This is a genomic window from Stenotrophomonas pictorum JCM 9942, assembly GCF_001431585.1.
In the GTDB taxonomy this organism is placed as follows: domain Bacteria; phylum Pseudomonadota; class Gammaproteobacteria; order Xanthomonadales; family Xanthomonadaceae; genus Stenotrophomonas; species Stenotrophomonas pictorum.
On record NZ_LLXS01000011.1, the window covers coordinates 1 to 22,326 of the forward strand.

At 66.0% G+C, this 22,326-nt stretch carries 24 protein-coding genes, 1 tRNA gene and 1 pseudogene; 18 read left to right on the forward strand and 8 right to left on the reverse strand.

All coding sequences use genetic code 11. The features are described from left to right. Positions 1 to 266: 266 nt before the first annotated feature. Positions 267 to 2,483, forward strand: coding sequence for a hypothetical protein (locus ARC78_RS04695; RefSeq protein WP_054658875.1), 2,217 nt, complete (start codon positions 267 to 269; stop codon positions 2,481 to 2,483). Between the two features lie 263 nt (positions 2,484 to 2,746). Here ARC78_RS04695 and ARC78_RS04700 read toward each other — a convergent pair whose 3' ends face one another. From ARC78_RS04700 to ARC78_RS04720, 5 genes are read right to left on the reverse strand one after another with little or no spacing between them, the layout of a single operon-like run. Further along, positions 2,747 to 2,968, reverse strand: a complete 222-nt coding sequence (locus tag ARC78_RS04700) for a hypothetical protein (RefSeq protein ID WP_054658874.1) — start codon at positions 2,966 to 2,968, stop codon at positions 2,747 to 2,749. After that, entirely contained in the window at positions 2,949 to 3,194 is a 246-nt protein-coding gene (locus ARC78_RS04705) for a hypothetical protein (RefSeq protein ID WP_054658873.1), read from the reverse strand. The genes ARC78_RS04700 and ARC78_RS04705 overlap by 20 nt, the downstream gene beginning before the upstream one ends. A gap of 56 nt (positions 3,195 to 3,250) precedes the next feature. Next, positions 3,251 to 4,501, reverse strand: a complete 1,251-nt coding sequence (locus tag ARC78_RS04710; RefSeq protein ID WP_054658872.1) for a Y-family DNA polymerase — start codon at positions 4,499 to 4,501, stop codon at positions 3,251 to 3,253. Beyond that, entirely contained in the window at positions 4,501 to 5,259 is a 759-nt protein-coding gene (locus tag ARC78_RS04715) for an endonuclease (protein ID WP_199398894.1), read from the reverse strand. The genes ARC78_RS04710 and ARC78_RS04715 overlap by 1 nt, the downstream gene beginning before the upstream one ends. A gap of 34 nt (positions 5,260 to 5,293) precedes the next feature. Next, entirely contained in the window at positions 5,294 to 5,689 is a 396-nt protein-coding gene (locus tag ARC78_RS04720) for a LexA family protein (protein ID WP_338062222.1), read from the reverse strand. Between the two features lie 219 nt (positions 5,690 to 5,908). On the opposite strand from ARC78_RS04720, the gene ARC78_RS04725 reads away from it, so the two are divergent. Continuing rightward, a complete protein-coding gene (locus ARC78_RS04725; protein ID WP_054658870.1) occupies positions 5,909 to 6,838 on the forward strand; it encodes an SOS response-associated peptidase family protein in 930 nt (309 codons plus the stop codon). Positions 6,839 to 6,852: 14 nt separating this feature from the next. Here ARC78_RS04725 and ARC78_RS04730 read toward each other — a convergent pair whose 3' ends face one another. Then, on the reverse strand, positions 6,853 to 7,902 hold the full coding sequence (locus ARC78_RS04730) for a tyrosine-type recombinase/integrase (RefSeq protein WP_054658869.1): 1,050 nt from the start codon (positions 7,900 to 7,902) through the stop codon (positions 6,853 to 6,855). A gap of 83 nt (positions 7,903 to 7,985) precedes the next feature. Here ARC78_RS04730 and dusA point away from each other — a divergent pair, with 83 nt between their 5' ends. The 4 genes from dusA (at position 7,986) to ARC78_RS04750 (ending at position 11,785) form a co-directional block, all read left to right on the forward strand. Beyond that, a complete protein-coding gene (gene dusA, locus ARC78_RS04735; RefSeq protein ID WP_057505836.1) occupies positions 7,986 to 9,020 on the forward strand; it encodes a tRNA dihydrouridine(20/20a) synthase DusA in 1,035 nt (344 codons plus the stop codon). A 185-nt stretch (positions 9,021 to 9,205) separates the two neighbouring features. Beyond that, a complete protein-coding gene (locus ARC78_RS17120; RefSeq protein WP_425478350.1) occupies positions 9,206 to 9,583 on the forward strand; it encodes a PepSY domain-containing protein in 378 nt (125 codons plus the stop codon). Between the two features lie 71 nt (positions 9,584 to 9,654). After that, positions 9,655 to 10,338, forward strand: coding sequence for a response regulator transcription factor (locus tag ARC78_RS04745; RefSeq protein ID WP_053520384.1), 684 nt, complete (start codon positions 9,655 to 9,657; stop codon positions 10,336 to 10,338). A gap of 22 nt (positions 10,339 to 10,360) precedes the next feature. Next, complete coding sequence (locus tag ARC78_RS04750; RefSeq protein ID WP_057505837.1) at positions 10,361 to 11,785, forward strand: ATP-binding protein; 1,425 nt, start codon at positions 10,361 to 10,363, stop codon at positions 11,783 to 11,785. 3 nt (positions 11,786 to 11,788) lie between these two features. Here the strand turns inward: ARC78_RS04750 and ARC78_RS04755 are convergent, their stop codons facing one another. Then, positions 11,789 to 12,598 (reverse strand): M90 family metallopeptidase, encoded by an 810-nt coding sequence (locus ARC78_RS04755; RefSeq protein ID WP_054660195.1) that lies wholly within the window; start codon positions 12,596 to 12,598, stop codon positions 11,789 to 11,791. Then, on the reverse strand, positions 12,565 to 12,843 hold the full coding sequence (locus ARC78_RS04760) for a hypothetical protein (protein ID WP_241772665.1): 279 nt from the start codon (positions 12,841 to 12,843) through the stop codon (positions 12,565 to 12,567). The genes ARC78_RS04755 and ARC78_RS04760 overlap by 34 nt, the downstream gene beginning before the upstream one ends. Before the next feature lie 125 nt (positions 12,844 to 12,968). On the opposite strand from ARC78_RS04760, the gene birA reads away from it, so the two are divergent. The 12 genes and pseudogenes from birA to ARC78_RS04820 all read left to right on the forward strand — a co-directional run bounded on the left by birA (position 12,969) and on the right by ARC78_RS04820 (position 22,306). Then, complete coding sequence (gene birA, locus ARC78_RS04765) at positions 12,969 to 13,934, forward strand: bifunctional biotin--[acetyl-CoA-carboxylase] ligase/biotin operon repressor BirA (RefSeq protein WP_054660191.1); 966 nt, start codon at positions 12,969 to 12,971, stop codon at positions 13,932 to 13,934. Continuing rightward, complete coding sequence (locus tag ARC78_RS04770; RefSeq protein ID WP_057505838.1) at positions 13,931 to 14,668, forward strand: type III pantothenate kinase; 738 nt, start codon at positions 13,931 to 13,933, stop codon at positions 14,666 to 14,668. Before birA ends, ARC78_RS04770 begins: the two co-directional genes overlap by 4 nt. A gap of 9 nt (positions 14,669 to 14,677) precedes the next feature. After that, a complete protein-coding gene (locus ARC78_RS04775) occupies positions 14,678 to 15,439 on the forward strand; it encodes an SPOR domain-containing protein (RefSeq protein ID WP_057505839.1) in 762 nt (253 codons plus the stop codon). A gap of 97 nt (positions 15,440 to 15,536) precedes the next feature. Beyond that, positions 15,537 to 15,612 (forward strand) — tRNA-Thr (locus ARC78_RS04780). 92 nt (positions 15,613 to 15,704) lie between these two features. Further along, on the forward strand, positions 15,705 to 16,625 hold the full coding sequence (gene rocF / locus ARC78_RS04785; RefSeq protein ID WP_054659631.1) for an arginase: 921 nt from the start codon (positions 15,705 to 15,707) through the stop codon (positions 16,623 to 16,625). 127 nt (positions 16,626 to 16,752) lie between these two features. Continuing rightward, entirely contained in the window at positions 16,753 to 16,905 is a 153-nt protein-coding gene (locus tag ARC78_RS04790) for an entericidin A/B family lipoprotein (protein ID WP_054659629.1), read from the forward strand. Between the two features lie 52 nt (positions 16,906 to 16,957). Further along, positions 16,958 to 17,095: an entericidin A/B family lipoprotein gene (locus ARC78_RS04795; protein ID WP_054659628.1), complete on the forward strand. Its 138-nt coding sequence runs from the start codon at positions 16,958 to 16,960 to the stop codon at positions 17,093 to 17,095. 207 nt (positions 17,096 to 17,302) lie between these two features. Continuing rightward, complete coding sequence (locus tag ARC78_RS04800; RefSeq protein WP_054659626.1) at positions 17,303 to 17,524, forward strand: CsbD family protein; 222 nt, start codon at positions 17,303 to 17,305, stop codon at positions 17,522 to 17,524. 363 nt (positions 17,525 to 17,887) lie between these two features. Next, positions 17,888 to 19,189: a tryptophan--tRNA ligase gene (locus ARC78_RS04805; protein WP_057505840.1), complete on the forward strand. Its 1,302-nt coding sequence runs from the start codon at positions 17,888 to 17,890 to the stop codon at positions 19,187 to 19,189. A 25-nt stretch (positions 19,190 to 19,214) separates the two neighbouring features. Next, positions 19,215 to 19,508: a hypothetical protein gene (locus tag ARC78_RS04810; RefSeq protein WP_054659624.1), complete on the forward strand. Its 294-nt coding sequence runs from the start codon at positions 19,215 to 19,217 to the stop codon at positions 19,506 to 19,508. Between the two features lie 81 nt (positions 19,509 to 19,589). Continuing rightward, positions 19,590 to 20,521: pseudogene (locus ARC78_RS04815) on the forward strand (MBL fold metallo-hydrolase). 132 nt (positions 20,522 to 20,653) lie between these two features. Further along, positions 20,654 to 22,306 (forward strand): M28 family metallopeptidase, encoded by a 1,653-nt coding sequence (locus tag ARC78_RS04820; RefSeq protein WP_057505858.1) that lies wholly within the window; start codon positions 20,654 to 20,656, stop codon positions 22,304 to 22,306. Positions 22,307 to 22,326: the final 20 nt, after the last annotated feature.

Genomic DNA, 22,326 nt, shown 5'->3' on the forward strand with positions numbered 1-22,326 from the left:
TACGCAATGTCGTGGGCACCGGATCGGGGGAATCATGCGAACAGCACGAACATTGTTCAGCTCAGCTTTTCGAGCGGAGGTGTCTGGCAAGTCCTGTTTGATCCGCCGCTGCCGAAAACCGCAGCGAGGCAGATGAGTCTGACGTTCCGGCTCGCGATGGCGAATATGCCATGATTCCTGAAGGGCGGCTTTCATCTTCCGCAGTGGCAGGGACGCCACTGAATCCCTGGTCCGGCAGGGCTGATGTATCGCAACAGTGGGGGCCGGTGGCGGTGCAGGATCCGTCGCAGGGGCTGCTTGTGAAGTTGTGGACGGCGCGTGCAGATAAAAAGCAGGTGCTTTTATCTGCGGATGGTGTGCCGGAAGTGGTCATTTACACCCATGCTGAGCCGGTCAATGCGGTCACGCTTGCATTCGATCAGAACGGAAATCCGAATCTCACGGTGGGCGGCATCAGTGGTGCGCTGCTGTACTGGTACGACGCAACAAGGCCGGGCATGGAAACCACTTCGCTGCCGGCCGACCATCTCTATCCGATGCTCACGCTTGATGATGCCCGTGATCTCAACATCGCCGCGTCCGACATCATCCTGAGCTACGTGCGGGGGGGCGTGCTGCGTTATCGGCAGCAGCGTGAGCGGTTCCAGATTGAACATACACCGCTACTCGGTGACGGTGGCTCGCCGCTGACTGTGCCAGGGAAGCCGCTGCTCCACGTGAGCATGACTCGCAAACAACGTGTGCAGTGGACCTTCCTCAATACCGACAACTGGGCCATGAACCCGGCCCATGCGCTGTACTACGCGCGCACACATTCGGAGATCGGCCGGGAGCCGAGTGGGAATATCAACGATGCCAGCTACCGGGCTTGCGCCGACAAGCTGTTCGATGAAGGGTTTGGGATCTGCACCTCATTTGATCCGGCCGCGGAGAGCCTGGAGGAGTTCGAGCAGCGCATCTGCAACCTGATCGGCGGCAGCGTCAGCCGAAGCCTGATCGATGGGCAGTACTACCTGGACCTCGCCCGTGGCGACTACGACCTGGACAGCCTTCCGGTCATCACCGACGACGACATTCTGTCTTTCTCGGCGCAACCTTCAGTGCTGGATGGCGCGATCAACAGCGTCAGCGTGAAGTATTTCGACCCATGCAGGAAGGAGAGCGTCACGACGCCGCCCGTGCAGGCGCTGGGCCTGATCGACGCCTTCGGCGTGATCCACCAGACCGCCAGCTATCCAGAGATTCCGAGTGCTGCACTGGCATTGATCATCGCCGAGCGCGACCTGCGCAATACCGTTACCCCGACGATAGCCTTTGAGCTGACCTGCATGCCGGACTCGGTTCGGGCGCTGCGGCCGAACAACTACTTTCGGCTGCAATCCAAGAAGCGTCGCATCGCCGACATGGTGTGCCTGCTGGGCGAAAAGCAGGCCGGTACGCTCAAGAGCGGTGCAGTAAAGATCACTGCCGCTCAGGACATTTACAGCCTGCCGCAGACCTCGTTCGTCGAAGTGGAAAGCGGCATCGATACCAGCCCCGACCCGACGCCTTATCCCATCACTGCTCAGGTAGCGATGGAGGCGCCCTACATTGAGCTGGTGCAGCGCCTGGACCGGGCCAACCTCGACGCGCTGCCCGCCGACGTGGGCTACTTGCTGGCGATGGCTGACCAGCCTGCGCAGGGTGGCCAGAACTATGGACTGGCCGTGGCGCCGGCCGGTGGGGACTACCTGGTGGAGATGACCGGCGACTGGTGCCCGGTGGCGGTGGTTGCAGGCGATCCGGCGGTTGATGTCGTGCCCGTTGGCCAGACGGTGATTCCGGTCGCCGGCGTCGGCCGCGCCAGCCAGGTCACGCTGGGTGCGGCCGCGCTGTGGGAGAGCGAGGTCGTCCGCATCGATGCGATCGACACTGAGGCGGGCACGGTTACGGTCGGCCGCGGCTGTGCCGATACGGTGCCGGTTGAGCACGTGGCCGGCAGCCGGATCTGGGTGTACGACGAGGCGGCCAGCAGCAACATGACCGAGTACACGGATGGCGAGGCGATCGATATCAAGTTGCTGACCAACACCGCCGTCGCCCAGCTGGACCCGGCTGATGCCGTAGCCATGTCGGTCGAGTTCGCTCGGCGAGCTGTGAGGCCGTACCCGCCGGCAGCGGTGACGTTCAACGGCGAAGCATGGCCGCCGGCCCTGACCGGGCAGGTGGACGTGGTCTGGGCACACCGCGACCGCAAGGCCCAGGCCGACCAGCTGGTCGACCAGGCCGTGGCCAGCATCGGCCCGGAGCCGGGCACCACCTACACCGTGCGGTGGATCCTTGACGGCGTCGAGGTCCATGCCGAGGCCGGGATTGTGGGCAGTGCCAGCAGCTACACCCCAGCCGCTGCCGGGACGCTGCGCATCGAGATCCAGAGCCAGCGCGACGGGCTGGACAGCCTGCAGGTGTACCGGCACACGGCGGAGTACATCCCGACGCCGTAGGCCATAAAGCATTACGAGCGGTGTTGGTTATATGGGTAGGAATTCCCTGACATGTCACTGCTGACTCTTCTGATATCAGAAGCGGTGCAGGTGTGGGAAGGTTGGGCTGCCAGCAACGGCGGTGCCGGCTTCCAGCCAGGCCATCCACCCACCGGGCTACCGCAGGGATGCGGAGCTGCTGGAGGCCAGCAACGACGCATTCCCCGCGTCGACCCGGTCCCTACCTCCCCAAGAGGGCCGGGCGCTGGCTGCAGTATTGGTGGCTATACAAAGCCCTGGAGCTCTCCCTCCGGGTGCACGCCCAGCTTGACCAGCCAGGTGGCGACCAGCTCGATGATTGCGACTTCGTCCTCCGGATACTGGTCGATAAGCCGCTCTTCGACCTCGTCGCAGATCTCCCAGAACTGCGGCGCTTCCCCGTACTGCTCGAGCGCGTGACTGATCTCGTTGAACGCCAGTTCGTAATCAGCGTGCTGTTGGCTCATCTGCCTTGCCCGCTCCGACGCAAGCCAGCTCCTCAATAAGGCTGCTTACCTGGTCATGGAAGTGGTCGAAATCCACCATGGCGACGCGCGGTTCGATTACTTCGACCTCACCTGCAACAATTTCGGCGATATCTCCGGCCAGCGCGGTCTCTGCTTCCGGCTTCATGCGCAAAGCCAGATCCTGCAGCCACTGGTCCAGCTCTTCTCGGGTCAGCTTGGTGGTCATGAGGGGATCCTATGCCGGCTGGCCGTTATGATCAGGTCAATCGTGGCTGTTCACGCTCAGCAGCGCACGCGCGGCAGCTGGTGTATGGAGGTGGTGTAACTGGGTGAAAGCATGTGTTGGCGCATGCGCCATTCCGGTTTTGCCTGCCAGCCGGTTGCGCCGAGCCCAGCGGTACCGCGGCCGAACTTCCGGTTGATCGCGTCCAGCGTGTCCATCAGCCGGTCGTTGCCCACCGTCGCCGGGGTGAATAGATCCTGCTGCAGCGCCTCCGGTCGCGCGAGATCCAGCAGTGCGACGCCCGCCTTTTTGTAGTCGATGCCCCTGCGAACCATGCCCTCGAATAGCTGGCGTACGCATCGCAGGATGATCGTGGTATCAGCGGTGGCAGCCGAGAGATTCGCCGCGCGGGCTGGGTGGTGCTGCGGCAGCTCTGGGCGGAATGGATCCGAGTTCAGGAACACTTGGACGCCGCTGGCCACCAGGCCGCGCGCCCTGAGCTTCTCGCAGGCGCGCACGGCGAAAGTGGCCAGCGCTTCATGCAGGGCCTGCGGATCAGAAACGCGACTGCCGAATGATCGGCTCACGACGATCTGCTGCCGATCGGGCTCCACTTCTTCGATGCTCATGCAGGGGTGCCCCTGCAGCTCACGCTGCGTGCGCGCAAGCGTGACGCCGAAGGCTGCCAGGATGTCATCGGTTGAGGCGTCACGCAGTTGTGCGGCCGTGTTGATGCCGCGTGCGGCCAGCTTCGGTGCCAGTTTGCGGCCCACGCCCCATAGATCGCCGACGGGAAAGTCGGCCATGGCCGCTTGGCACACGGCAGGATCGCCGAGGTCCATCACGCCGGTGCCGCTCTTGGCCAACTTGTTGGCAAGCTTGGCCAGCGTCTTCGTGGGGCCGATGCCGATGCAGTTGGGGATGCCGGTCCAGCGGTGCACCCGCGTGCGCAAGTCCCGTGCGAACTGCTCGCGCAGCCGAATGCCAGTCAGGTCGATGAAGCTCTCATCGATGCTGTAGACCTCCACACGTGGTGCAGCATCACGCAGGATCGAGACAACGCGGGCGCTCAGGTCGCCATACAGGCCAAAGTTCGCTGACCGCATCTGCAGGCCGTGCCGGCGGACCAGGTCCTTCAACTCGTGGGCGGGGTGCCCCATCTTGACCCCGAGTGCCTTGGCTTCAGCTGATCGGGCAATCGCGCAGCCATCGTTGTTGCTGAGCACGACCAGCGGCTTGCCGCGCAGCGACGGCTGGAACACGCGCTCGCAGCTGGCGTAGAAGTTGTTGCCGTCGACCAGGGCGAACATCACAGCTCCCGGATTTCGGCAGCGCCGGTGATCAGCGGCCGCACCAGGATGCGGTAGCAGTCCCGGTCGAATGAGGCGGATGGCTGGTCCAGCTTCCGGGCTTTCGCGAGCGTGTCCGCGGTGCCGAGGTAGTGCCAGTTTCGGACGACGTGGATCTGCTGGAGCTCGTCGGACTTTTCGACGATGCCGACAGCGCCGGGGTAGGGCCATGCGTGCACGTGGCGATCAATGAGCGCTGCCAGAAGCCGCTGCCGGTGGTCATCTTCCGGCTCAGCTCCACAGCACACGCCGGCGCATCGCTTGAGCGCATGACGGAAGCAAGTGCGGCCCGCCGGGAGCTTCTCGATGCCCAGGCGGCTGTAGCAGAGCAGGTGGGTGTCGGCGATCTCACGCAAGGCCTCTACTGCGGCGAACCGGCTGGGATACAGCCCAAACGATGCTGTGTCCCCTGCATCGTGTACGTCGGTGATGCACAGCTCACCGGCCTGTAGCGTGATCGTGCAGAGCCATTTGTTACGGCGAAGGCGTTTGTTGAACAGCGGCTGCTGCAGCTTCACTTGCTGCGCCTCCAGCAGCTGCGCGCCGATATCACCGGCGGTGCGCACAAAGGAGAACCGCCGGGTCAGGCTGAGCAAGCGGGCCTCGTCCGGCGTACGGATGTGGTCGAGCACGCGGCCGCGAATGTTCACGCTCTTGCCGATGTAGAGCGGAAGCGGTGACTCGCCGTGGAATGTGTAGACCCCTGGGGCGGGCGGCAGCTGTTTTGCCAGCTCGCGGAGATCCTGCAACAGCTCAGCGGCCACGGCGCGGCCTGCGGATGATCTGGCGGGCAAGGCCCACCATTGCGAACACCTCCACTTCAGTGCCTGGCGCCAGGAGGATTGGCGGGTACTCTGGGTTGGCTGAGTGCAGCTCGATGTGGTGCTCGAAGGTCTGGAGCACTTTGCAGGTGGGCTGATTCCCATCCCACACGGCGATCACGATATCGCCGGCTCGCGGTTGAACGGAGCGGTCGACAACCAGGATGTCGCCATCACAGATGCCTGCGCCGATCATCGACCAGCCGTCTGCCCGATATAGGTATGTGGCCGCCGGATTACGGATCAGCAGGCGATGCAGGTCGATGCCGTCGTCAAGGAAATCCTCGGCCGGGGAAGGAAAGCCCAGCAGGGCACGGGCGCCGGCCATGGGGACCGACTGCGCAGGGCCATCGATAACTGCCGGGCCCAGAAAACGAGCGTTGGGGATTGGTGGGGGAGCGTGCAACATGGCGCGAACTCTCGCGGGGCGCTGTCTCAAAAAGCGAGACGGGCGGAGAATGTTAGTACAATTGCTAACGCCCGGGGCGGTGTCGGTCCGTTTACCTGCATGGCGCTATCGTCAGATGCCCTCTCCCTGGAGCTTCCCATGTGCTTTTCCGCCGAGGCATGGCAGGACTATCGTGAATACGTCGAAAAGTACGGCGCCGATATCAGCATCAAGGACTTCGTGATCCTCTATGGCGATCGCGGCGCCGGCGCCAAGATCAAGATTCCGAAGGGCATGGATACCCCATTCATGCATGCAACAACGGGAGAGGCGCAGCAGGTTCGGGAGCTGATCGAGCGCTTCAACGCCGAGCAGGTCGCGAAGCTAGAGCAGGACCTGTTCAAGCAGTCCAGGCGGTTGGCGGATGCCGAGCGCTCACTTCTGTCGAAGGAGACGGTGAAGGCGCGCGAGGATGTCCGTATCGCCACGAACAAGATTGCCGCAGGCAGGACAAAGCTCGCGGATATCAAACGGACGACGGCGAAGCCCGGTGACGGGCGGATCTTCCCGGGGGCGCATGGGCTGGTGCTGGTCAGTGAGGGCGGCAAGAGGGTAGTGCGGCCGATGCGCTACCAGTGCCGGCCCGCGGGGAAGCCGGCGGTCTACGATCGCAAGTACCCCGGAACCTACAACGCCCGGCGCGACAACCTGGAGGGGTTCTGGAAGGGCCAGTTTGGCCACAGCCATGGCCTGATGGTGGTGAACACCTTCTACGAAAATGTGGAGGGGCCGGCTGGCAACCAGGTGCTGCAGTTCACCCCCCGAACGGGAGAGCCGATGCTGGTGGCCTGCCTGTGGTCGCACTGGACGGATCCGAAAGGCCTGGAGCCGGACCTGCTTTCATTCGCCGCGATCACTGATGACCCAGAGCCCGAAGTGGCCGCCGCCGGGCATGACCGCACCATCATCAACATCAAGCCCGAGCACATCGACGCGTGGCTCAATCCCGACCCAGGGAATCTCGGCGAGCTCTACGCGATCTTCGATGACAAGCGGCATCCGTTCTATGAGCATCGCATCGCAGCCTGACTCAGCTGCAACGGCTACCGGTGCGCCAGCTGCTCCGGCCGCAGGTTGGTGTAGCGCTTCAGCGTCGCCCAGCTTTCGTGCAGCGTGAAAAGGGAGACTTCTTGGATGCTGTAGCCGGCTTCGAACAGTCGGCTTGTTGCCTCGTGCCGCAGATCATGGAAGCGCAGGTCGGAGATCTCCAGGACGTGGCAGGCCCGGGTGAATGCAGCGCCGATCGACTTCGGATTGAACGGGAAGATCAATGGCTCGTTTCCGCGCGGCTGGGCTTCAATAATGGCCAGGGCTTCGGCAGTCAGCTTGAACGTCTTGTCATTGCCGAGCTTCTTCGTGGGGTGCTTCAAGTCGCGGAGGCGGCATGTGGCCGTCGATCTATCGAGATCGTCCCAGCGTAAACGCGTGATCTCTTCCTGTCGCCGAGCGCTGTGGATTGCGAAATGCATGATGTCCAGCATCGGGATCTCGGCGCGCACGTCACGGTGGCTGAAATACGCGGCCAGCTTCTCCAGTTCCGCGGCAGTGGGCCGCCGGTCGCGCTCCTTCGGTTTGCCGATGATGCGATTTTGGCGCAGGTATTCGGCCGCATCGTCCAGCTCCTGAAGCGGCACCGGCACGCCCAAGGCAACCCGTGCTGCGCGCAGCACCTGGCGGAGCCAGATCAGATCGTTGGCGGCCGTGGCCGGGCCGGCACCCTCCTGGCGGCGTCCCTGGGCGTAGGCGATGAAGTCAGCGCGTGTGAGGCGGTCAACCCGCTTATCGGCTATGGCGCCTTTTCCAATGCGGGCCAGGTCCGCCTTCTTCGAGCGCCCCCATGGGTTATCGGCAGCCATCTGGCCGGAGTACCAGTCGATCATCTGGGCAACCGTCATGCGGGTACCGACAACCTCCCCGCGCGCACGTTGGCCGGCCAGCTCTGCTTCACGGCGGGTAAGCCATTCTTTTGCAAGCGCACGCGTTGGAAAGGTCGCCGACTCGCGGTGCGTAATCTTCCCATCGGCCTTGAGCCGGATAGTCGCTGTGTAAGATGTGGCGCCTGTGGCCCGGCGGCGGGCGAGGATCGATCCCATGGTGCTACAAGCCTGTTTCTGTAGCCCCGAATGTAGCACCGTCGCAGCGGTAATGCCCTGAAACCCCCGGAAATACGACAGCAATGCAGCAGACCGAATCCCTCGTCAAATCTGGCGATAACCCCCGCAGGCCATACGTTCTAGAGGGAATAAGGCTTTGTGTCGCCCCGATGATGGATTGGACCGATCGCCATTGCCGTGCTTTCCACCGGCTGCTGGCGCCGGGTGCGCGGCTGTATACCGAGATGGTGCATGCCAATGCGGTGATCCATGGGGATCGCGAGCGTCTGCTGGGCTTCGATGGCAGCGAACAGCCGCTGGCGCTGCAGCTGGGAGGCAGCGAACCGGCGCTGCTGGCGCAGGCCGCGCGCATTGCCGCCGACTGGGGCTATGACGAGGTCAACCTCAACTGCGGCTGCCCGTCGGACCGGGTGCAGGCCGGGCGCTTTGGCGCCTGCCTGATGCGCGAGCCGGAACTGGTGGCCGATTGCGTTGCGGCGATGGTCGCGGCGGTGGAGATTCCCATCACGGTGAAGTGCCGGCTGGGCGTGGACGAGGACAACGACTATGCGGTATTCGCCGCCTTCGTCGACCGCCAGGTCGCCGCCGGCGCGGCGATGGTCGTGGTGCACGCGCGCAACGCCTGGCTCAAGGGCCTGTCGCCGAAGGAGAACCGCGAGATTCCGCCGCTGCGCTACGAGTGGGCGTACCGGCTCAAGCAGGAGCGTCCGGCGTTGCCGGTGGTACTCAATGGCGGCATCGCCACGGTCGAGGCCGCGCAGGCGCAGCTGGCACGGGTTGACGGGGTGATGCTGGGGCGCGCGGCCTATCACGACCCCTATGTGCTGCATGCGCTGGAGGCGGCGCAGACCGGCATGGCCTTGCGTCCGCGGGAAGAGCTGCTCACCGCCTTCCGTCCGTATATCGAGGCCCAGCTCGGGCGGGGACTGGCGCTCAAGCACATCACCCGCCATCTGCTCGGGCTGTTCCACGGCCAGCCCGGTGGCCGCGGTTTCCGCCAGGTGCTGAGCGAAGGCGCACACCGTCCGGGCGCGGACTGGGCGCTGATCGAACAAGCGCTGCAGGTGACCCGCGAACAGGCCGCCCGCGCCGCATGACCTTGGAAGTGGTGTTGGTTCGGTCATCTAGCTGAACGCGGCCGGTGGAGGCGGGGACGAGTTCAGATCGGATTCACCCCTAAAAATCAATTATTTGCCTCGATTTCGTGAGCTCCTTGGAAGTTTTTCTGGACCCGCGATTCACGATTTTTGAACGTTCCGTCGCAGTCCGATAGGATCACCGCATGCTTCCGGCCAGCCGTCATGTTTTCCCCCTCGTCGTTGCTGCAGCCCTGGCTGCCGCCGGTGCGGTCGTGGCGCCGGCCACGGCACAGGAACAGCGCCCGGAGGCGCGCGGCGCCAACAACGAGGCCGGAGTGGCCCGCAACGCACCCCGGATGCAGGCCAATGGCCGCTCGCTGTCCGATGCGGTGCGTCGTGTGCAGCGCGAAACCGGTGGCCGCATTCTCGGTGCCGAGCGCGTGCCCTACGATGGCCGCGATATCAATCGCGTCAAATACATGGATGACCGCGGCCGGGTGCGTTATATGGACGATCCCTCGCCGCCGGTCCCGCGCGGTTCGCGCCGGGCCGATCCGCCACCACGCGGCGATAACTCCTGAACAGCGATAATCGCCCGCGTTCCGCATCAAAATGCTGGCCCACAGCCGGCCCAAGTTACTAGGGAGAGTTCATGCGTATCCTTCTGGTCGAAGACGAAGCCCCGCTGCGGGAGACCCTGGCAGCCCGCCTCAAGCGCGAAGGCTTCGCGGTGGATGCGGCGCAGGATGGCGAGGAAGGCCTGTACATGGGCCGCGAAGTCCCGTTCGACGTGGGCATCATCGATCTGGGTCTGCCCAAGATGTCGGGCATGGAGCTGATCAAGGCGCTGCGTGACGAGGGCAAGAAGTTTCCGGTGCTGATCCTGACCGCGCGGTCGAGCTGGCAGGACAAGGTCGAGGGCCTGAAGCAGGGCGCCGACGACTACCTGGTCAAGCCGTTCCATGTCGAAGAGCTGCTGGCGCGTGTCAACGCGTTGCTGCGCCGCGCCGCCGGCTGGTCCAAGCCAACCTTGGAATGTGGCCCGGTGGCGCTGGATCTGGCAGCGCAGACCGTCAGTGTCAGCGGCAGCAATGTCGACCTGACCAGCTACGAATACAAGGTGCTCGAGTACTTGATGATGCACGCCGGCGAGCTGGTGTCCAAGGCGGATCTGACCGAGCACATCTACCAGCAGGATTTCGATCGCGATTCGAACGTGCTGGAAGTGTTCATCGGCCGTTTGCGCAAGAAGCTCGATCCGGACGGCGAACTCAAGCCGATCGAAACCGTGCGTGGCCGCGGTTACCGGTTCGCGATTCCGCGTAACGAAGGCTGAGCCCCGTCAGGGGCGGTGCGATATGACGGGCCGTCAGTGGCTGTTGAAGCGTTGGCGGCCTCGTTCTTTGCAGGCGCGCCAGTTGCTGGCCGCGTCGGTGGGGCTGATCGCGTTCCTGGCCTTGGCCGGTTACGCGCTTGACGCCGCCTTCGCCGATACCGCGCGGGCCAATCTGCGCGAGCGCCTGAAAAACTATGCCACCGCCTATGCCGGTGGCATCGACTTCACCCGCGACGGCTCGCTGTATATCCGCGAGCAGCCGCCGGATCCGCGCTTCGATGTGCCCGGCAGCGGCCTGTACCTGCAGGTGGTGATGCCCGGCGACCATGGCAATTCCATGTCCGCCGAAGGGCCGATCCTGCCGGAAGTCAGCGGCCACCTGCTTGATCCGCGTCAGGAGGTGTTCGAAGGGCCGCTGCCGATGACCCAGATCGACGGCACGCCTGGCGAGGTCTACCGCTACGGGCTGGGGCTGGTCTGGGGCGGTGACGGCGCGCCGGAAGCCGAGTTCCCCTACACCATCTATGTGCTGGAAGATTCGCGCGCGCTGGGTGCTCAGCTGCGGGTGTTCCGCGGCGCGGTGTGGTTCTGGCTCGGTGTCACCGGCCTGATCCTGCTGCTGCTGCAGACCCTGGTGCTGCAATGGAGCCTGCGCCCGCTCAAGCGCGTGATCAACGAGTTGACCAAGGTGCAGCGCGGCGAGCGCGCCCGCATGAGTGAAAGGCATCCGCGTGAGCTGGAGCCGCTGACCGAAAGCATCAACGCCTTCATCGAAAGCGAACGCGAGAACCTGGACCGCCAGCGCAATACGCTGGCCGATCTGGCGCACAGCCTGAAGACACCGATCGCGGTGCTGCGCACGCAGCTGGACAGTGGTGCCGACGCCGCCGCGCTGCGCGAGGAACTGGACGTGCAGCTGCAGCGCATGAACAACCTGGTGTCCTACCAGCTTGCCCGCGCGGCCTCTTCGGGCCACAAGCTGTTTTCCGCACCGGTGCCGATCGAGGCCACCGCCGAAGATATCGTGCCGGGGCTGGAGAAGATCTATGCCAGCAAGGGCGTGCTGTGCGAGTTCGATATCGCCCCGGGCGTGAATTTCTACGGCGAGCCGGGTGACCTGCAGGAGCTGCTCGGCAACCTGCTGGAGAACGCGTTCAAGTGGGCGCGCCGCAGCGTGCTGCTGACCGCCAAGCCGATCCCCGCCGCGCCGGGACGCCGCGCCGGCCTGCAGCTGGCGGTGGACGATGATGGCCCGGGCATCGCCGAGGAGAATATCGCCAAGGTGCTGCAGCGCGGTGTACGCGGTGACGAGCGGGTACAGGGCCATGGCATCGGCCTGTCGATCGTGCAGGACCTGATCAAGGACTATCGCGGCGAACTGCAGGTCAAGCGCTCGGCCGAGCTGGGCGGGGCCCGTTTCGAAGTGACGCTGCCGCCGGGGCTGTGAGGTTCAGGCGCCGTCGAGGGCGGCGAGCACGTCGGCAAACGGCGACGGGCCATAGAAGCGGCGCAGGTGTGCGGCCACGGCCGGCATCGCCTGCTCCAGCAGTTGCGGTGCGGAGAAGTGGTACTCGCTGACGACCGCAAAGAACTCCTCCGGGGCTTCGGCCGCATACGGATCCACAGCGGTGTCCTCGCCGTTGTCCACCTGCCGGCAGAAACGGTCATAGCACTGCTGGAAATCGCGCGCCCACTGCTTCTGCCACTCCCGCGGCAGCGGCGGCGTGCCATCCATCGCACCATCGAGCAGGTCGATCTTGTGCGCCATCTCGTGCACGGCCACGCAGAACCCGGCCTGCGGATCGGCGATATCGGCCTGCACATCGGCCCAGGACAGGATCAGCGGACCGCTGTCCCACGCCTCGCCGATAAGTTCGTCATCCCATTCGTGCAGGATGCCGGCCGCGTCCAGATGGCTGCGGCGCACGCGGAACGCATCGGGATAGACCACCAGTTCGGACCAGCCGTGCAGGCCTTCGGCACCGAACTCGATCAGTGGCAGGCAGCACAGCGTGGCCAGCAGCAGGCGCTGGGCCGGATCCAGTTCCAGCCCGGCGACCGCGGTGATGGTTTTCCGCTGCAGGAACCGCGCGACCAGCTCGCGCAGGCGGCGCTCGCGTTGCGGGACAAGCGGCCGCACCCACGGGCAAGCCTCGCGGACCTGCAGCCAAAGCGCGTCATCAACCGGAGGTGGCGGGCGTTGCCACCAGCGCCCGAACCCAGGGATCAGCGGAACATGCCCGGCAGCAGGCGGTGCCACTTCGGTGCGCGCAGGCGGGGGATGATTTCCTCATCGCTGCCACCGCCGGCCGGCGGTGTGGTGCGCTTTGACGCCGGCGCTGGCGCGCCGCTGGCCAGATTCACCGATGCCGCTGGCACTGCAACCCGCTCCACTTCGCTGGGAGCGTAGGTGCAGCCGGTGTTGCTGGAGCCATTGAGCGCTTCGGAGGCCTGCGCTGCAACCGGCGTCAACAACAGGATCAGGCAATGTGCGAGGTGGCGCATCGACAACATCCAGAGCGGGCGAGCTCCCGATTCTAGCCTGCTTTTTTGCCTGAATTGGTTCGTGTGCTGGGCGCCCTGCCGGGCATCCCGCATAATTTCGCCGATTGTTTCGAGGAATAGCTGCCGTGGATGACCGCGAACTGCTGGCCAAGCTGGGGGCCGGGCCCCTTTCCGGCGATGCGCTGGCCCGCGAGCTGGGGCAGACCCGGGCCGCAGTCTGGAAGCGTATCCAGGGCCTGCGCGCGGCTGGCGTGGCGATTGACGGCCGCGCGGGCGACGGCTACCGGCTTGAACGTCCGGTGGAGCTGCTGTCGGCTGCGACGATCCGCGCGGCGTTGGCGCCGGACGTGGCGAATCTGCTGGCGGATCTGCAGGTGGGCTGGACGGTGGCCTCGACCAACAGCGAATTGCTGCAGCGCAGCACGCCTGGGCGCGGGGTGGAGGTGCTGCTGGCCGAGCGCCAGACCGGTGGCCGTGGACGGCGCGGCCGGCATTGGGCCTCGCCCTTGGCCGCACATGTGTACCTGTCGCTGTCGCGCGCGTTTCCCGGAGGCCTGTCGCGGATGGGCGGGCTGAGCCTGGCGATGGGCGTGTCCACGGTGGAGGCGCTGCATGCCCTGGGGTTCACCGGCGCCGGCCTGAAGTGGCCCAACGATGTGATGGTGGACGGGCGCAAGCTCGGCGGCCTGCTGGTGGAGGGCGGTGGCGAGTTCGCCGGTCCGGCGCGCGCGGTGATCGGACTGGGCTTGAATGTGCATATGCCCCCGGCGGTGGCCGCGGATATCGGACAGCCGTGGATCGATCTGCAAACGCTCGGCACCGCGCCGGTCTCGCGCAATGCGGTGGTCGCCGCGCTGCTGTCGCGATTGCTGCCGGCGCTGGAATTGTTCGAACAGCAGGGTCTGGCGCCGTTCCTGCCGCGTTATGCGGCGATGGACGTGCTGGCCGGACGGGTGGTGCGGATCGAGGAGGCCGGCGTGCTGCATGAGGGTCACGCCTGCGGACTGGCCGAGGATGGCGCGCTGCGGGTGCGCATCGACGGGCGGGAAACCTGCTTCCATGCCGGCGAAGTCAGCGTGAGGGCGGCATGAGCGACTGGTTGTTCGATCTGGGCAATTCGCGGTTCAAGTTCGCGCAGCTGGTGGAGGGCGGCGTGGGTCCGGTGCAGGCCTGGGCGCACGGTGCCGAGGCGATGACCGCCTCCGCGCTGCAGGCGCTGCCACGGGGGGGTACCGCGTGGGTCGCCAGCGTGGCGGCCAGCACGCTGACGGCCGAGGTGATGACGGTGCTGGACGCCCGCTTCGCGCGGGTACAGGTGGCGCGCACGCAGGTCGAATGTGCCGGTGTGCGCATTGCCTATGCGCGTCCGGAAAAGTTCGGCGTGGACCGTTTTCTCGCCCTGTTGGCCGCCGCGCGTGCGCGCCAGCCGGTACTGGTGGTGGGGGTTGGAACCGCACTGACGATCGATCTCATGGATGGCGATGGGCTGCACCGCGGTGGCCGGATCGGTGCCTCGCCGACGGTGATGCGGCAGGCCCTGCATGCCCGTGCGGCGCAGTTGCCGGCCAGTGGCGGTGACTACGCCGAGTTCGCCAACGATACGGCCGACGCCCTGGCATCGGGCTGTGACGGGGCTGCCGTGGCGCTGGTAGAGCGCAGCCTGCGCCTTGGCGCGGAGCTGCTCGGCGTGCCGCCGCAGTTGCTGGTGCATGGCGGCGGGGCGGCCCCGTTGCTGCCATTGCTGCCGCCAGCCGAGTACCGCCCGGCACTGGTGCTGGACGGACTGGCACGCTGGGCCGTGCATCAGCCCGTGCTGGAACGTTAGGATCGACCCATGTTGATCCGCTTCCTGATTGTCGTACTGGCCATCCTCAACGTGGGGGTCGCGCTGTGGTGGATGACGCCGCGGTCAGCGACCGCGCCACTGCCTGCCGATAACGAGCCGGGCGTGGCCTCGCTCGAGCTGCTGCCCACGCCGGCGGTACCCCCGGCCGCCGCGCCTGTTGCGGAAGTCGCGCCGGGCCCATCCGAGCCCGCGCTGGTTGCCGCCGCGAACGCAGCACAGGCGGCGGTTGCCCCGCCCGCTGTTGCCGCTTCTGCACCCGCACCGGCCGCGCCTGAAGCCCGGGCACCGGCGCAATGTCTGAGTCTGGGGCCGTTCACCGCCCAGGCCCAGGCGCAGGGGGCGCTGTCCAGGCTGGGGGCGGTGGCCGAACGCGCGCGGCTGCGTGAGGTGCCGGGCAAGGCGGCATCCGGTTATCGCGTGCTGATCCCGGCAGCGGCCACCCGCGATGAGGCCCAGGCCACCGTCAAGCGTATTGTCGAGGCCGGCTTCAGTGACTACTTCATCATCGCCCAGGGGGATGATGCCAATGCGGTGGCGCTGGGCCAGTACCGCAATCGCGAAGGCGCCGAGCGCCGCCAGGCGGCGCTGACGGCAGCGGGGTTTCCCGCCAGGCTGGTCGCCAATGGCAGTGAAACGCCGCCCAGCTGGTGGATCGATGCGAGCGTGGCGGCAGGCTCCAGCCCCGCGGTGCTGGCGCAGCGCAGCGGCGCGGCGCAACAACAATCGCTGGATTGCACCCGGCTACGCTAGAATGGCGCCCCGCCGGTCCAGTGATCCGGCGGGTTTGCGCGCTGTGATGGCGTAAACTGTCCGCGCGGCTGCAATGGCTCGCCGGACGCACAATCTTGCCGCTTTAGCTCAGTTGGTAGAGCAACTGTCTTGTAAACAGTAGGTCATCCGTTCGATTCGGATAAGCGGCACCACCCTTCCCTTCCGTTTGCCTCCTGCTGCGCTGCCGCGAGGCGTTCGTGCGGCTGCTCGCTAGACTGCGCTGATTTGCAATGGAGGTATCGGTATGGCCGTTTTTCGTCCCGTGTCGCTGATCGGGGTACCCACGGATGTGGGGGCCGGCCATCGCGGAGCCCGTCTGGGGCCCGAGGCGCTGCGCATTGCAGGCTTGCCGGAGGCCCTGGTCGCGCGCGGTGTGGAGGTGCGTGATGTGGGCAATCTGCAGGGGCCGCGCAATCCCTGGAGCGGGCCGGTGCACGGCTACCGGCATCTGGATGAAGTGGTGGCCTGGAACAGGGCGCTGATGGAGGCGACCTACGCCGAACTGGCCGATGGACGCCTGCCGATCATGCTCGGTGGCGATCATTGCCTGGGCATCGGCTCGATCACCGCGGTGGCACGCTGGTGCCGCGAGCAGGGCAAACAGCTGCGCGTGCTGTGGCTGGATGCGCATTCGGATTTCAACACCTCCGAGGTCACGCCCTCAGGCAACATCCACGGCATGCCGGTGGCCTGCCTGTGCGGACTGGGCCCGGATGCGTTGACCCGGCTGGGAGGGAATGCGCCGGCGATCTCGCCGCAGCAGGTGCGACAGATCGGCATCCGTTCGGTGGATGCCGAGGAAAAGCGCCTGATCAAGCAGCACCACGTCGATGTCTACGACATGCGCTATATCGATGAGACCGGGATGAAGCGCACCCTGCAGCAGGCATTGGCCGGCATCGACGCCAATACCCACCTGCATGTCAGTTTCGATGTGGATTTCCTGGATCCGAGCATCGCGCCCGGCGTCGGCACCACGGTGCCCGGTGGTCCCAACTATCGCGAAGCACAGCTGGTGATGGAAATGATCGCCGACACCGGTCTGATGGGATCGCTGGACATCGTCGAGCTCAATCCCTTGCTGGATCACCACAACAAGACCGCCGAGCTGGCGGTGGATCTGGTGGAAAGCCTGTTCGGAAAGTCCACGCTGATGCGGGGCTGAGCCTGAACGCACCGGGCCGCTGTTCACGCCCACTGCACAGCGCACTCGCCAGATTCACCTGCACCTGCGGGCAGGTCGGCTGCGGATGTCCGCCGCCGGCTCCCGCCAGATGCAAAGGAGAAGTCGGATGAAGCGAGTGCTGATGTTGGCCCTGCTGGGGCTGTTTTCGGTCGGAATGCTCAGTGGTTGCAACACCGTTGCCGGTGCCGGCAAGGATATGCAGAAGGCGGGAGAGAAGGTGGAAGACAAGGCCGGCGATTGCAGTGACGGCAAGTGCTGACGGCAGTGCTTTGCGGCAAGACTTGGGTGTCTACTCACAACAGGAGAAAAACATGAAGCGTCTGGTTGCTCTGGTGCTGGTGTCGATGTTCTCGATGGCGATGCTGTCGGCCTGCAACACGGTTGCCGGTGCCGGCAAGGATGTGCAGAAGGCCGGTGAGAAGGTCGAGGATGCTGCCAAGGGTCATTGATCCGGCAGGTACCTGTTCGAGTTCAAGCAACAAGGCCGGCACTGCCGGCCTTGTTGCGTTATACGAGGTCAGACGTTGAAGCTGAAGCTGAAGCATCGTTCACCGACATCAGCATGGGCCAACGAAGCGTGGACCTGATGCCAACATCGTCGCTGCCATGGTGGTCCCACGCGAACCAACCGCGTATCCCCCGAAAGGAGCAACGTAATGAATAAAGACATCATTTCCGGCAAGTGGACCCAGCTCAAGGGCAAGGTGCAGGCCAAGTGGGGCGACATCACCGATGACGACATGAAGGTGGCCGAAGGCAACGCCGAATATCTGAGCGGGCGCCTGCAGGAACGTTATGGCTGGGCCAAGGATCGCGCTGAGAGCGAGGTGCGTGATTTCGAAAAGGCCCTGCACAAGGAATATCCGGATTACCACTGAGCGCCTTCGCGCAGGTGATTGAAGAAGGGCCGCAGCGATGCGGCCCTTCCTGTAAGGGCACGCAGGGCGGGTGTGGGTGCGTTGATCGGTACTGGACCTCCGGGAGGAATTACCGGCGATGGGATGCCGGTGCTACCGCTCGCGGCACGTACGAAGTCCCGCATCAGGCGGGGCGGCTCGCCTCGCGGTCCGCCGCGGACTTGGAGCCCCACAGGGTGCGATGCCGCACAACACGCGGGCGCACAGACCGTGCATGGCCAGCTCCCGGGCAGTGAACGGCCCGTCGAACACGCGGATGGGGGCGGCGACGGGGACCGGCGGGGTTACACTGGCCGGGTTCATTCCTCTGTCACCCTTGCGTTCATGACTACCCGCGTCCTTACCGGCATCAAGCCCTCCGGCACCCCGCACATCGGCAATTACCTGGGGGCGATCCGCCCGGCCATCGCCGCCAGCCGCGCTGCCGACACGGAAAGCTTCTTCTTCCTGGCCGACCTGCACAGCCTGATCAACACCCAGGATCCACTGCGCGTGCAGCGCTCCACCCTGGAGATCGCCGCCAGCTGGCTGGCCGCGGGGCTGGACCCGGACAAGGTGTGGTTCTACCGGCAGAGCGATATTCCGGAAATCACCGAGCTGACCTGGTACCTGACCACGGTCGCCAGCAAGGGCCTGCTCAACCGCGCCCACGCCTACAAGGCGGCGGTGGACAAGAACCGCGAGGAAGGCGTCGACGAGGACGCCGGTGTCACCGCCGGCCTGTACATGTACCCGGTGCTGATGGCCGCCGATATCCTGGTGTTCGGTGCCAACAAGGTGCCGGTCGGCCGCGACCAGATCCAGCACATCGAGATGGCGCGCGACTTCGGCCAGCGCTTCAACCATGTCTACGGCAAGGACTATTTCGTGCTGCCGGAAGCGGTGATCGACGAGGCGGTGGCCACCTTGCCGGGCCTGGACGGCCGCAAGATGAGCAAGAGCTACGACAACGTGATTCCGCTGTTCGCCCCGCGCGAGGAGCTGAAGAAACTGGTGTTCTCGGTGCTGACCGATTCGCGTGCGCCGGGCGAGCCCAAGAGCACCGAGGGCTCGGCGCTGTTCCAGATGTACCAGGCCTTCGCCAGCGCCGAGCAGACCGCCGCGTTCGCCCAGGCGTTCGCCGACGGCATCGCCTGGGGCGAGGCCAAGGCGCAGGTGTTCGAACGCATGGACGCCGAGCTGGCGCCGCTGCGCGAGCGCTACAACGCGCTGATGGCCGAGCCGGCCAAGATCGAGGCGCTGCTGCGCCAGCGCGGCCAGCAGCTGCGCGAGCAGTTCGCCATTCCGCTGCTCAAGCAGCTGCGCGAAGCGGTGGGCCTGCGCGACCTGTCCACCATCGGCCAGACGGCGAAGGCCGAAGCGGTGGCCAAGGTGGCGCTGCCGTTGTTCAAGCAGTACCGCGAGAAGGACGGCCGCTTCTACTTCAAGCTGCTCGATGGCGACGGCCAGCTGCTGATCCAGAGCGAAGGCTTCGACTCGCCACGCGATGCCGGCCAGCTGATCGCCGTGCTCAAGCAGGCCGAGCAGGGCGATGCGCTGCAGAGCGAGCTGTTCAAGGTCGAAGGCGAAGTGGAGCCGGTGCTGGCCGCGCTGGCCGCGCTGCGCGAGGCCGCCGCCAAGGATTGACCCGTTACCTGGAAGGAGCACGTCGATGGCCTGGTTGTCGTTGTTGTTGTTCTTTCCCTGGTTCTGCGTGGTGGGCGCGCTGTACTGGTGGTTTCCGCGCCAGCCGCGCCATCGCGCCCGCAGGCTGTTTGATGCCGTGATGCTGGGGCTGGCCTTGCTGGTCAGCACCGGCTTCATGCTGTGGGGTTACCGGGTGGGCGCGGCGGAAGGGGCCGCGGGCCTGTGGAAGCAGATCCTGGCGGTGCTGTACGCCTATGGCGGCTTCCTGGCGGTGATGGTGCTGGCGCTGCTGCTGCGCCCGCGGGTGCTCGTGCACTGATCCGGCGGCTGCGACCAAGGTGCAGTGGAAGCGGCCGGCAACGGCTGGCAGGATCGAAGATCGCCTTCCCGGAGCTGCCCGATGTCCGTCGACCCTGGCATCCACACCATCGACACCGCGTTCCAGCGCGATCATTTCGATGCGGCCTATCTGCTTGTGCACGGGGGACGCGGCGCGTTCATCGATTGCGGCACCACGCATTCGCTGCCGAGCCTGCTGGCCGCGGTGCACGGGGCCGGACTGCAGCCGGCCGATATCGACTGGCTGATCCTCACCCATGTGCATCTGGACCACGCCGGCGGTGCCGGCGCGCTGCTGCAGCACCTGCCCAACGCGCAGCTGGTGGTGCATCCGCGCGGCGCGGCGCACATGATCGATCCGGCGCGGCTGATTGCCGGTGCCGCCGCGGTCTATGGCGAGCAAGAGATGGCGCGCAGCTACGGGCCGATCGTGCCGGTGCCGGCCGCGCGCGTGGTGGTGGCCGAGGATGGCCATCGCGTGTCGCTGGCCGGGCGTGAGCTGCTGTGCGTGGACACCCCCGGCCATGCCCGCCATCACCACTGCATCTGGGATGCGGCCAGCGGCAGCTGGTTCACCGGCGACACCTTCGGCCTGTCCTATCGCGAACTGGACAGTGACGCCGGGCCGTTCATCATTCCGACCTCCTCGCCGGTGCAGTTCGAGCCGGAGGCGCTGCATGCCTCGATCGAGCGGCTGATGGCGCGCGCGCCGGTGGCGATGTACCTGACCACTACGGCCGCGTCGAGCAGCCGGCGCGACTGGCGGCCGAGCTGCACGCGCAGATCGACGCGATGGTGGCTATCGCCCGCCGCTGCGATGGTCACGCCGATCGCCACCGGCTGCTGGTGCAGGCGCTGGGCGCGCTGTATGTGGCGCGGCTGCGCCGGCACGGCAGCACCCTGGACGAGGTGCAGGTGTTGCAGGTGCTGGGCATGGATATCGAGCTCAATGCCCAGGGGCTGGAATGCTGGCTGGACCGCGACCGCCGCTGAAGGCTGGAGTGGAGTGCAGTGCACGGCTGTGGCGATCAACGATCTGCGCGGTGGCGTGGCCCCCTCATTAAACAGACACCGCACGCGATAGAATCGCCGCTCTGTCGAACGCTGGTGTCCGCTGTGAATCCGATGCGCATTCTGCTGTTGTCGTCGTGCCTGTTTGCCGGCGGCATCGCCCATGCGGCCAACGACCTTCCCGGCGGCGGCATCGATGCCGAAGCGTTGTCCCGGCACGTGCGGGTGTTGGCCTCGGACGAATTCGAGGGCCGCGCGCCGGCCAGCGCCGGCGAACAGCGCACCGTGGACTATCTGGTCGAGCAATTCCGTGCGTCGGGTCTGCAGCCGGGCGGCGAAAACGGGAGCTGGGTGCAGAACGTGCCGCTGGTACGCGCGCAGGTCGACGGGCCGGTCACCGCGCAACTGAGGCTCGGTGGCACGGCGCGGAAACTGGTCAACGGCGAGGACGTGACCCTGCAGAGCCTGCGTCCGCAGGCGGCCGTGGAGGTGCGCGATGCGCCGCTGGTGTTTGTCGGTTACGGCATCACTGCGCCCGAGCGCCAGTGGGACGACTACAAGGACGTGGACCTGCGCGGCAAGATCGCGGTGGTGCTGATCAACGATGCCGATTTCGAGGCCGATATGGCCGGGGCGTTCGATGGCCGCGCGGTCACCTATTACGGCCGCTGGACCTACAAGTTCGAGGAGGCCGCGCGCCGTGGCGCCGAAGGCGTGCTGATCGTGCACGAGACCGCGCCGGCGGCGTATCCGTGGGCGACGGTGAAGGCATCGGGCACCTCGCCGCTGTTTGACATCCAGCGCAGCCAGGCCGAGGCGATGGCGCAGCACACCACGCTGCGTGGCTGGATGCAGCGCAGCCTGGCCGAGCAGCTGTTCGCCGCTGCCGGGCTGGATTTCGAGGTCGAGAAGCGCAAGGCGATGCGTGCCGACTTCCGGCCGGTGGCGCTGGGCGATGCGCGCCTGTCGGCCAGCTTCAAACTCAAGCGCGAGCCGGTGGTGACCCGCAACGTGGTGGCCAGGCTGGAAGGCGCGAGCCATCCGCACGAATCGGTGATCTTCTCCGCGCACTGGGATGCGTTCGGCATCGGCCAGCCCGACACCAGCGGCCAGACCGTGCGCCATGGCGCGATCGACAACGCCACCGGCGTGGCCGCGCTGCTGGAGCTGGGGCGGGTGTTCGCCGCCGGCCCACGGCCGCAGCGCACGCTGTACTTCATCGCGCTGACCGCCGAGGAGAAAGGCCTGCTCGGGGCCAGCTACTACGCCGCCCATCCGCTGGCGTCGCTGGAAACCACCGCGGCGGTGTTGAACATCGAGATGTTCAGCCCGGACGGGGAAACCGCCGATATCGCCACCTGGGGCAATGGCCGCGTCTCGCTCGAGCAGGATATCGACCGCGTGGCCAAGTCGCGTGGCCGCCACTGGTCGCCCGATCCGAATCTGGAAGCCGGTTTCTTCTACCGTGCCGACCACTTCGCCTTCGCCCGCAAGGGCGTGCCGGCGATCACCGTGGGGGCGGGGCTGGACAAGCGCGAGGGTGGCGTGGCGGCCGGCCGCGCGCTGCGCGATGCCTACTTCGCCAGCTGCTACCACCAGGCCTGCGATGCGTGGTCGCCGCAGTGGGATGCACGCGGGCTGGCCGCCGACACGCTGCTGGTCTACGACCTGGGGCTGGAACTGGCCAACAGCCGGCAGTGGCCGCAGTGGCAGCCGGGCGCGGAGTTCGAGGCCGCACGTGAGGCCAGCGACGCGGCGCGGCGCTGATCGCCCATCCCTGCGCCGCT

What these genes read in the sequence shown, in the direction of transcription:
- ARC78_RS04700 (WP_054658874.1), bottom strand. Translation starts at nt 2,968, where the DNA reads ATGAGCCAACAGCACGCTGATTACGAACTGGCGTTCAACGAGATCAGT.
- ARC78_RS04705 (WP_054658873.1), bottom strand. Translation starts at nt 3,194, where the DNA reads ATGACCACCAAGCTGACCCGAGAAGAGCTGGACCAGTGGCTGCAGGAT.
- ARC78_RS04710 (WP_054658872.1), bottom strand. Translation starts at nt 4,501, where the DNA reads ATGTTCGCCCTGGTCGACGGCAACAACTTCTACGCCAGCTGCGAGCGC.
- ARC78_RS04720 (WP_338062222.1), bottom strand. Translation starts at nt 5,689, where the DNA reads ATGGCCGGCGCCCGTGCCCTGCTGGGCTTTCCTTCCCCGGCCGAGGAT.
- ARC78_RS04725 (WP_054658870.1), top strand. Translation starts at nt 5,909, where the DNA reads ATGTGCTTTTCCGCCGAGGCATGGCAGGACTATCGTGAATACGTCGAA.
- ARC78_RS04730 (WP_054658869.1), bottom strand. Translation starts at nt 7,902, where the DNA reads ATGGGATCGATCCTCGCCCGCCGCCGGGCCACAGGCGCCACATCTTAC.
- dusA (WP_057505836.1), top strand. Translation starts at nt 7,986, where the DNA reads ATGCAGCAGACCGAATCCCTCGTCAAATCTGGCGATAACCCCCGCAGG.
- ARC78_RS17120 (WP_425478350.1), top strand. Translation starts at nt 9,206, where the DNA reads ATGCTTCCGGCCAGCCGTCATGTTTTCCCCCTCGTCGTTGCTGCAGCC.
- ARC78_RS04745 (WP_053520384.1), top strand. Translation starts at nt 9,655, where the DNA reads ATGCGTATCCTTCTGGTCGAAGACGAAGCCCCGCTGCGGGAGACCCTG.
- ARC78_RS04750 (WP_057505837.1), top strand. Translation starts at nt 10,361, where the DNA reads ATGACGGGCCGTCAGTGGCTGTTGAAGCGTTGGCGGCCTCGTTCTTTG.
- ARC78_RS04760 (WP_241772665.1), bottom strand. Translation starts at nt 12,843, where the DNA reads ATGCGCCACCTCGCACATTGCCTGATCCTGTTGTTGACGCCGGTTGCA.
- ARC78_RS04770 (WP_057505838.1), top strand. Translation starts at nt 13,931, where the DNA reads ATGAGCGACTGGTTGTTCGATCTGGGCAATTCGCGGTTCAAGTTCGCG.
- ARC78_RS04775 (WP_057505839.1), top strand. Translation starts at nt 14,678, where the DNA reads ATGTTGATCCGCTTCCTGATTGTCGTACTGGCCATCCTCAACGTGGGG.
- rocF (WP_054659631.1), top strand. Translation starts at nt 15,705, where the DNA reads ATGGCCGTTTTTCGTCCCGTGTCGCTGATCGGGGTACCCACGGATGTG.
- ARC78_RS04790 (WP_054659629.1), top strand. Translation starts at nt 16,753, where the DNA reads ATGAAGCGAGTGCTGATGTTGGCCCTGCTGGGGCTGTTTTCGGTCGGA.
- ARC78_RS04795 (WP_054659628.1), top strand. Translation starts at nt 16,958, where the DNA reads ATGAAGCGTCTGGTTGCTCTGGTGCTGGTGTCGATGTTCTCGATGGCG.
- ARC78_RS04800 (WP_054659626.1), top strand. Translation starts at nt 17,303, where the DNA reads ATGAATAAAGACATCATTTCCGGCAAGTGGACCCAGCTCAAGGGCAAG.
- ARC78_RS04805 (WP_057505840.1), top strand. Translation starts at nt 17,888, where the DNA reads ATGACTACCCGCGTCCTTACCGGCATCAAGCCCTCCGGCACCCCGCAC.
- ARC78_RS04810 (WP_054659624.1), top strand. Translation starts at nt 19,215, where the DNA reads ATGGCCTGGTTGTCGTTGTTGTTGTTCTTTCCCTGGTTCTGCGTGGTG.
- ARC78_RS04820 (WP_057505858.1), top strand. Translation starts at nt 20,654, where the DNA reads ATGCGCATTCTGCTGTTGTCGTCGTGCCTGTTTGCCGGCGGCATCGCC.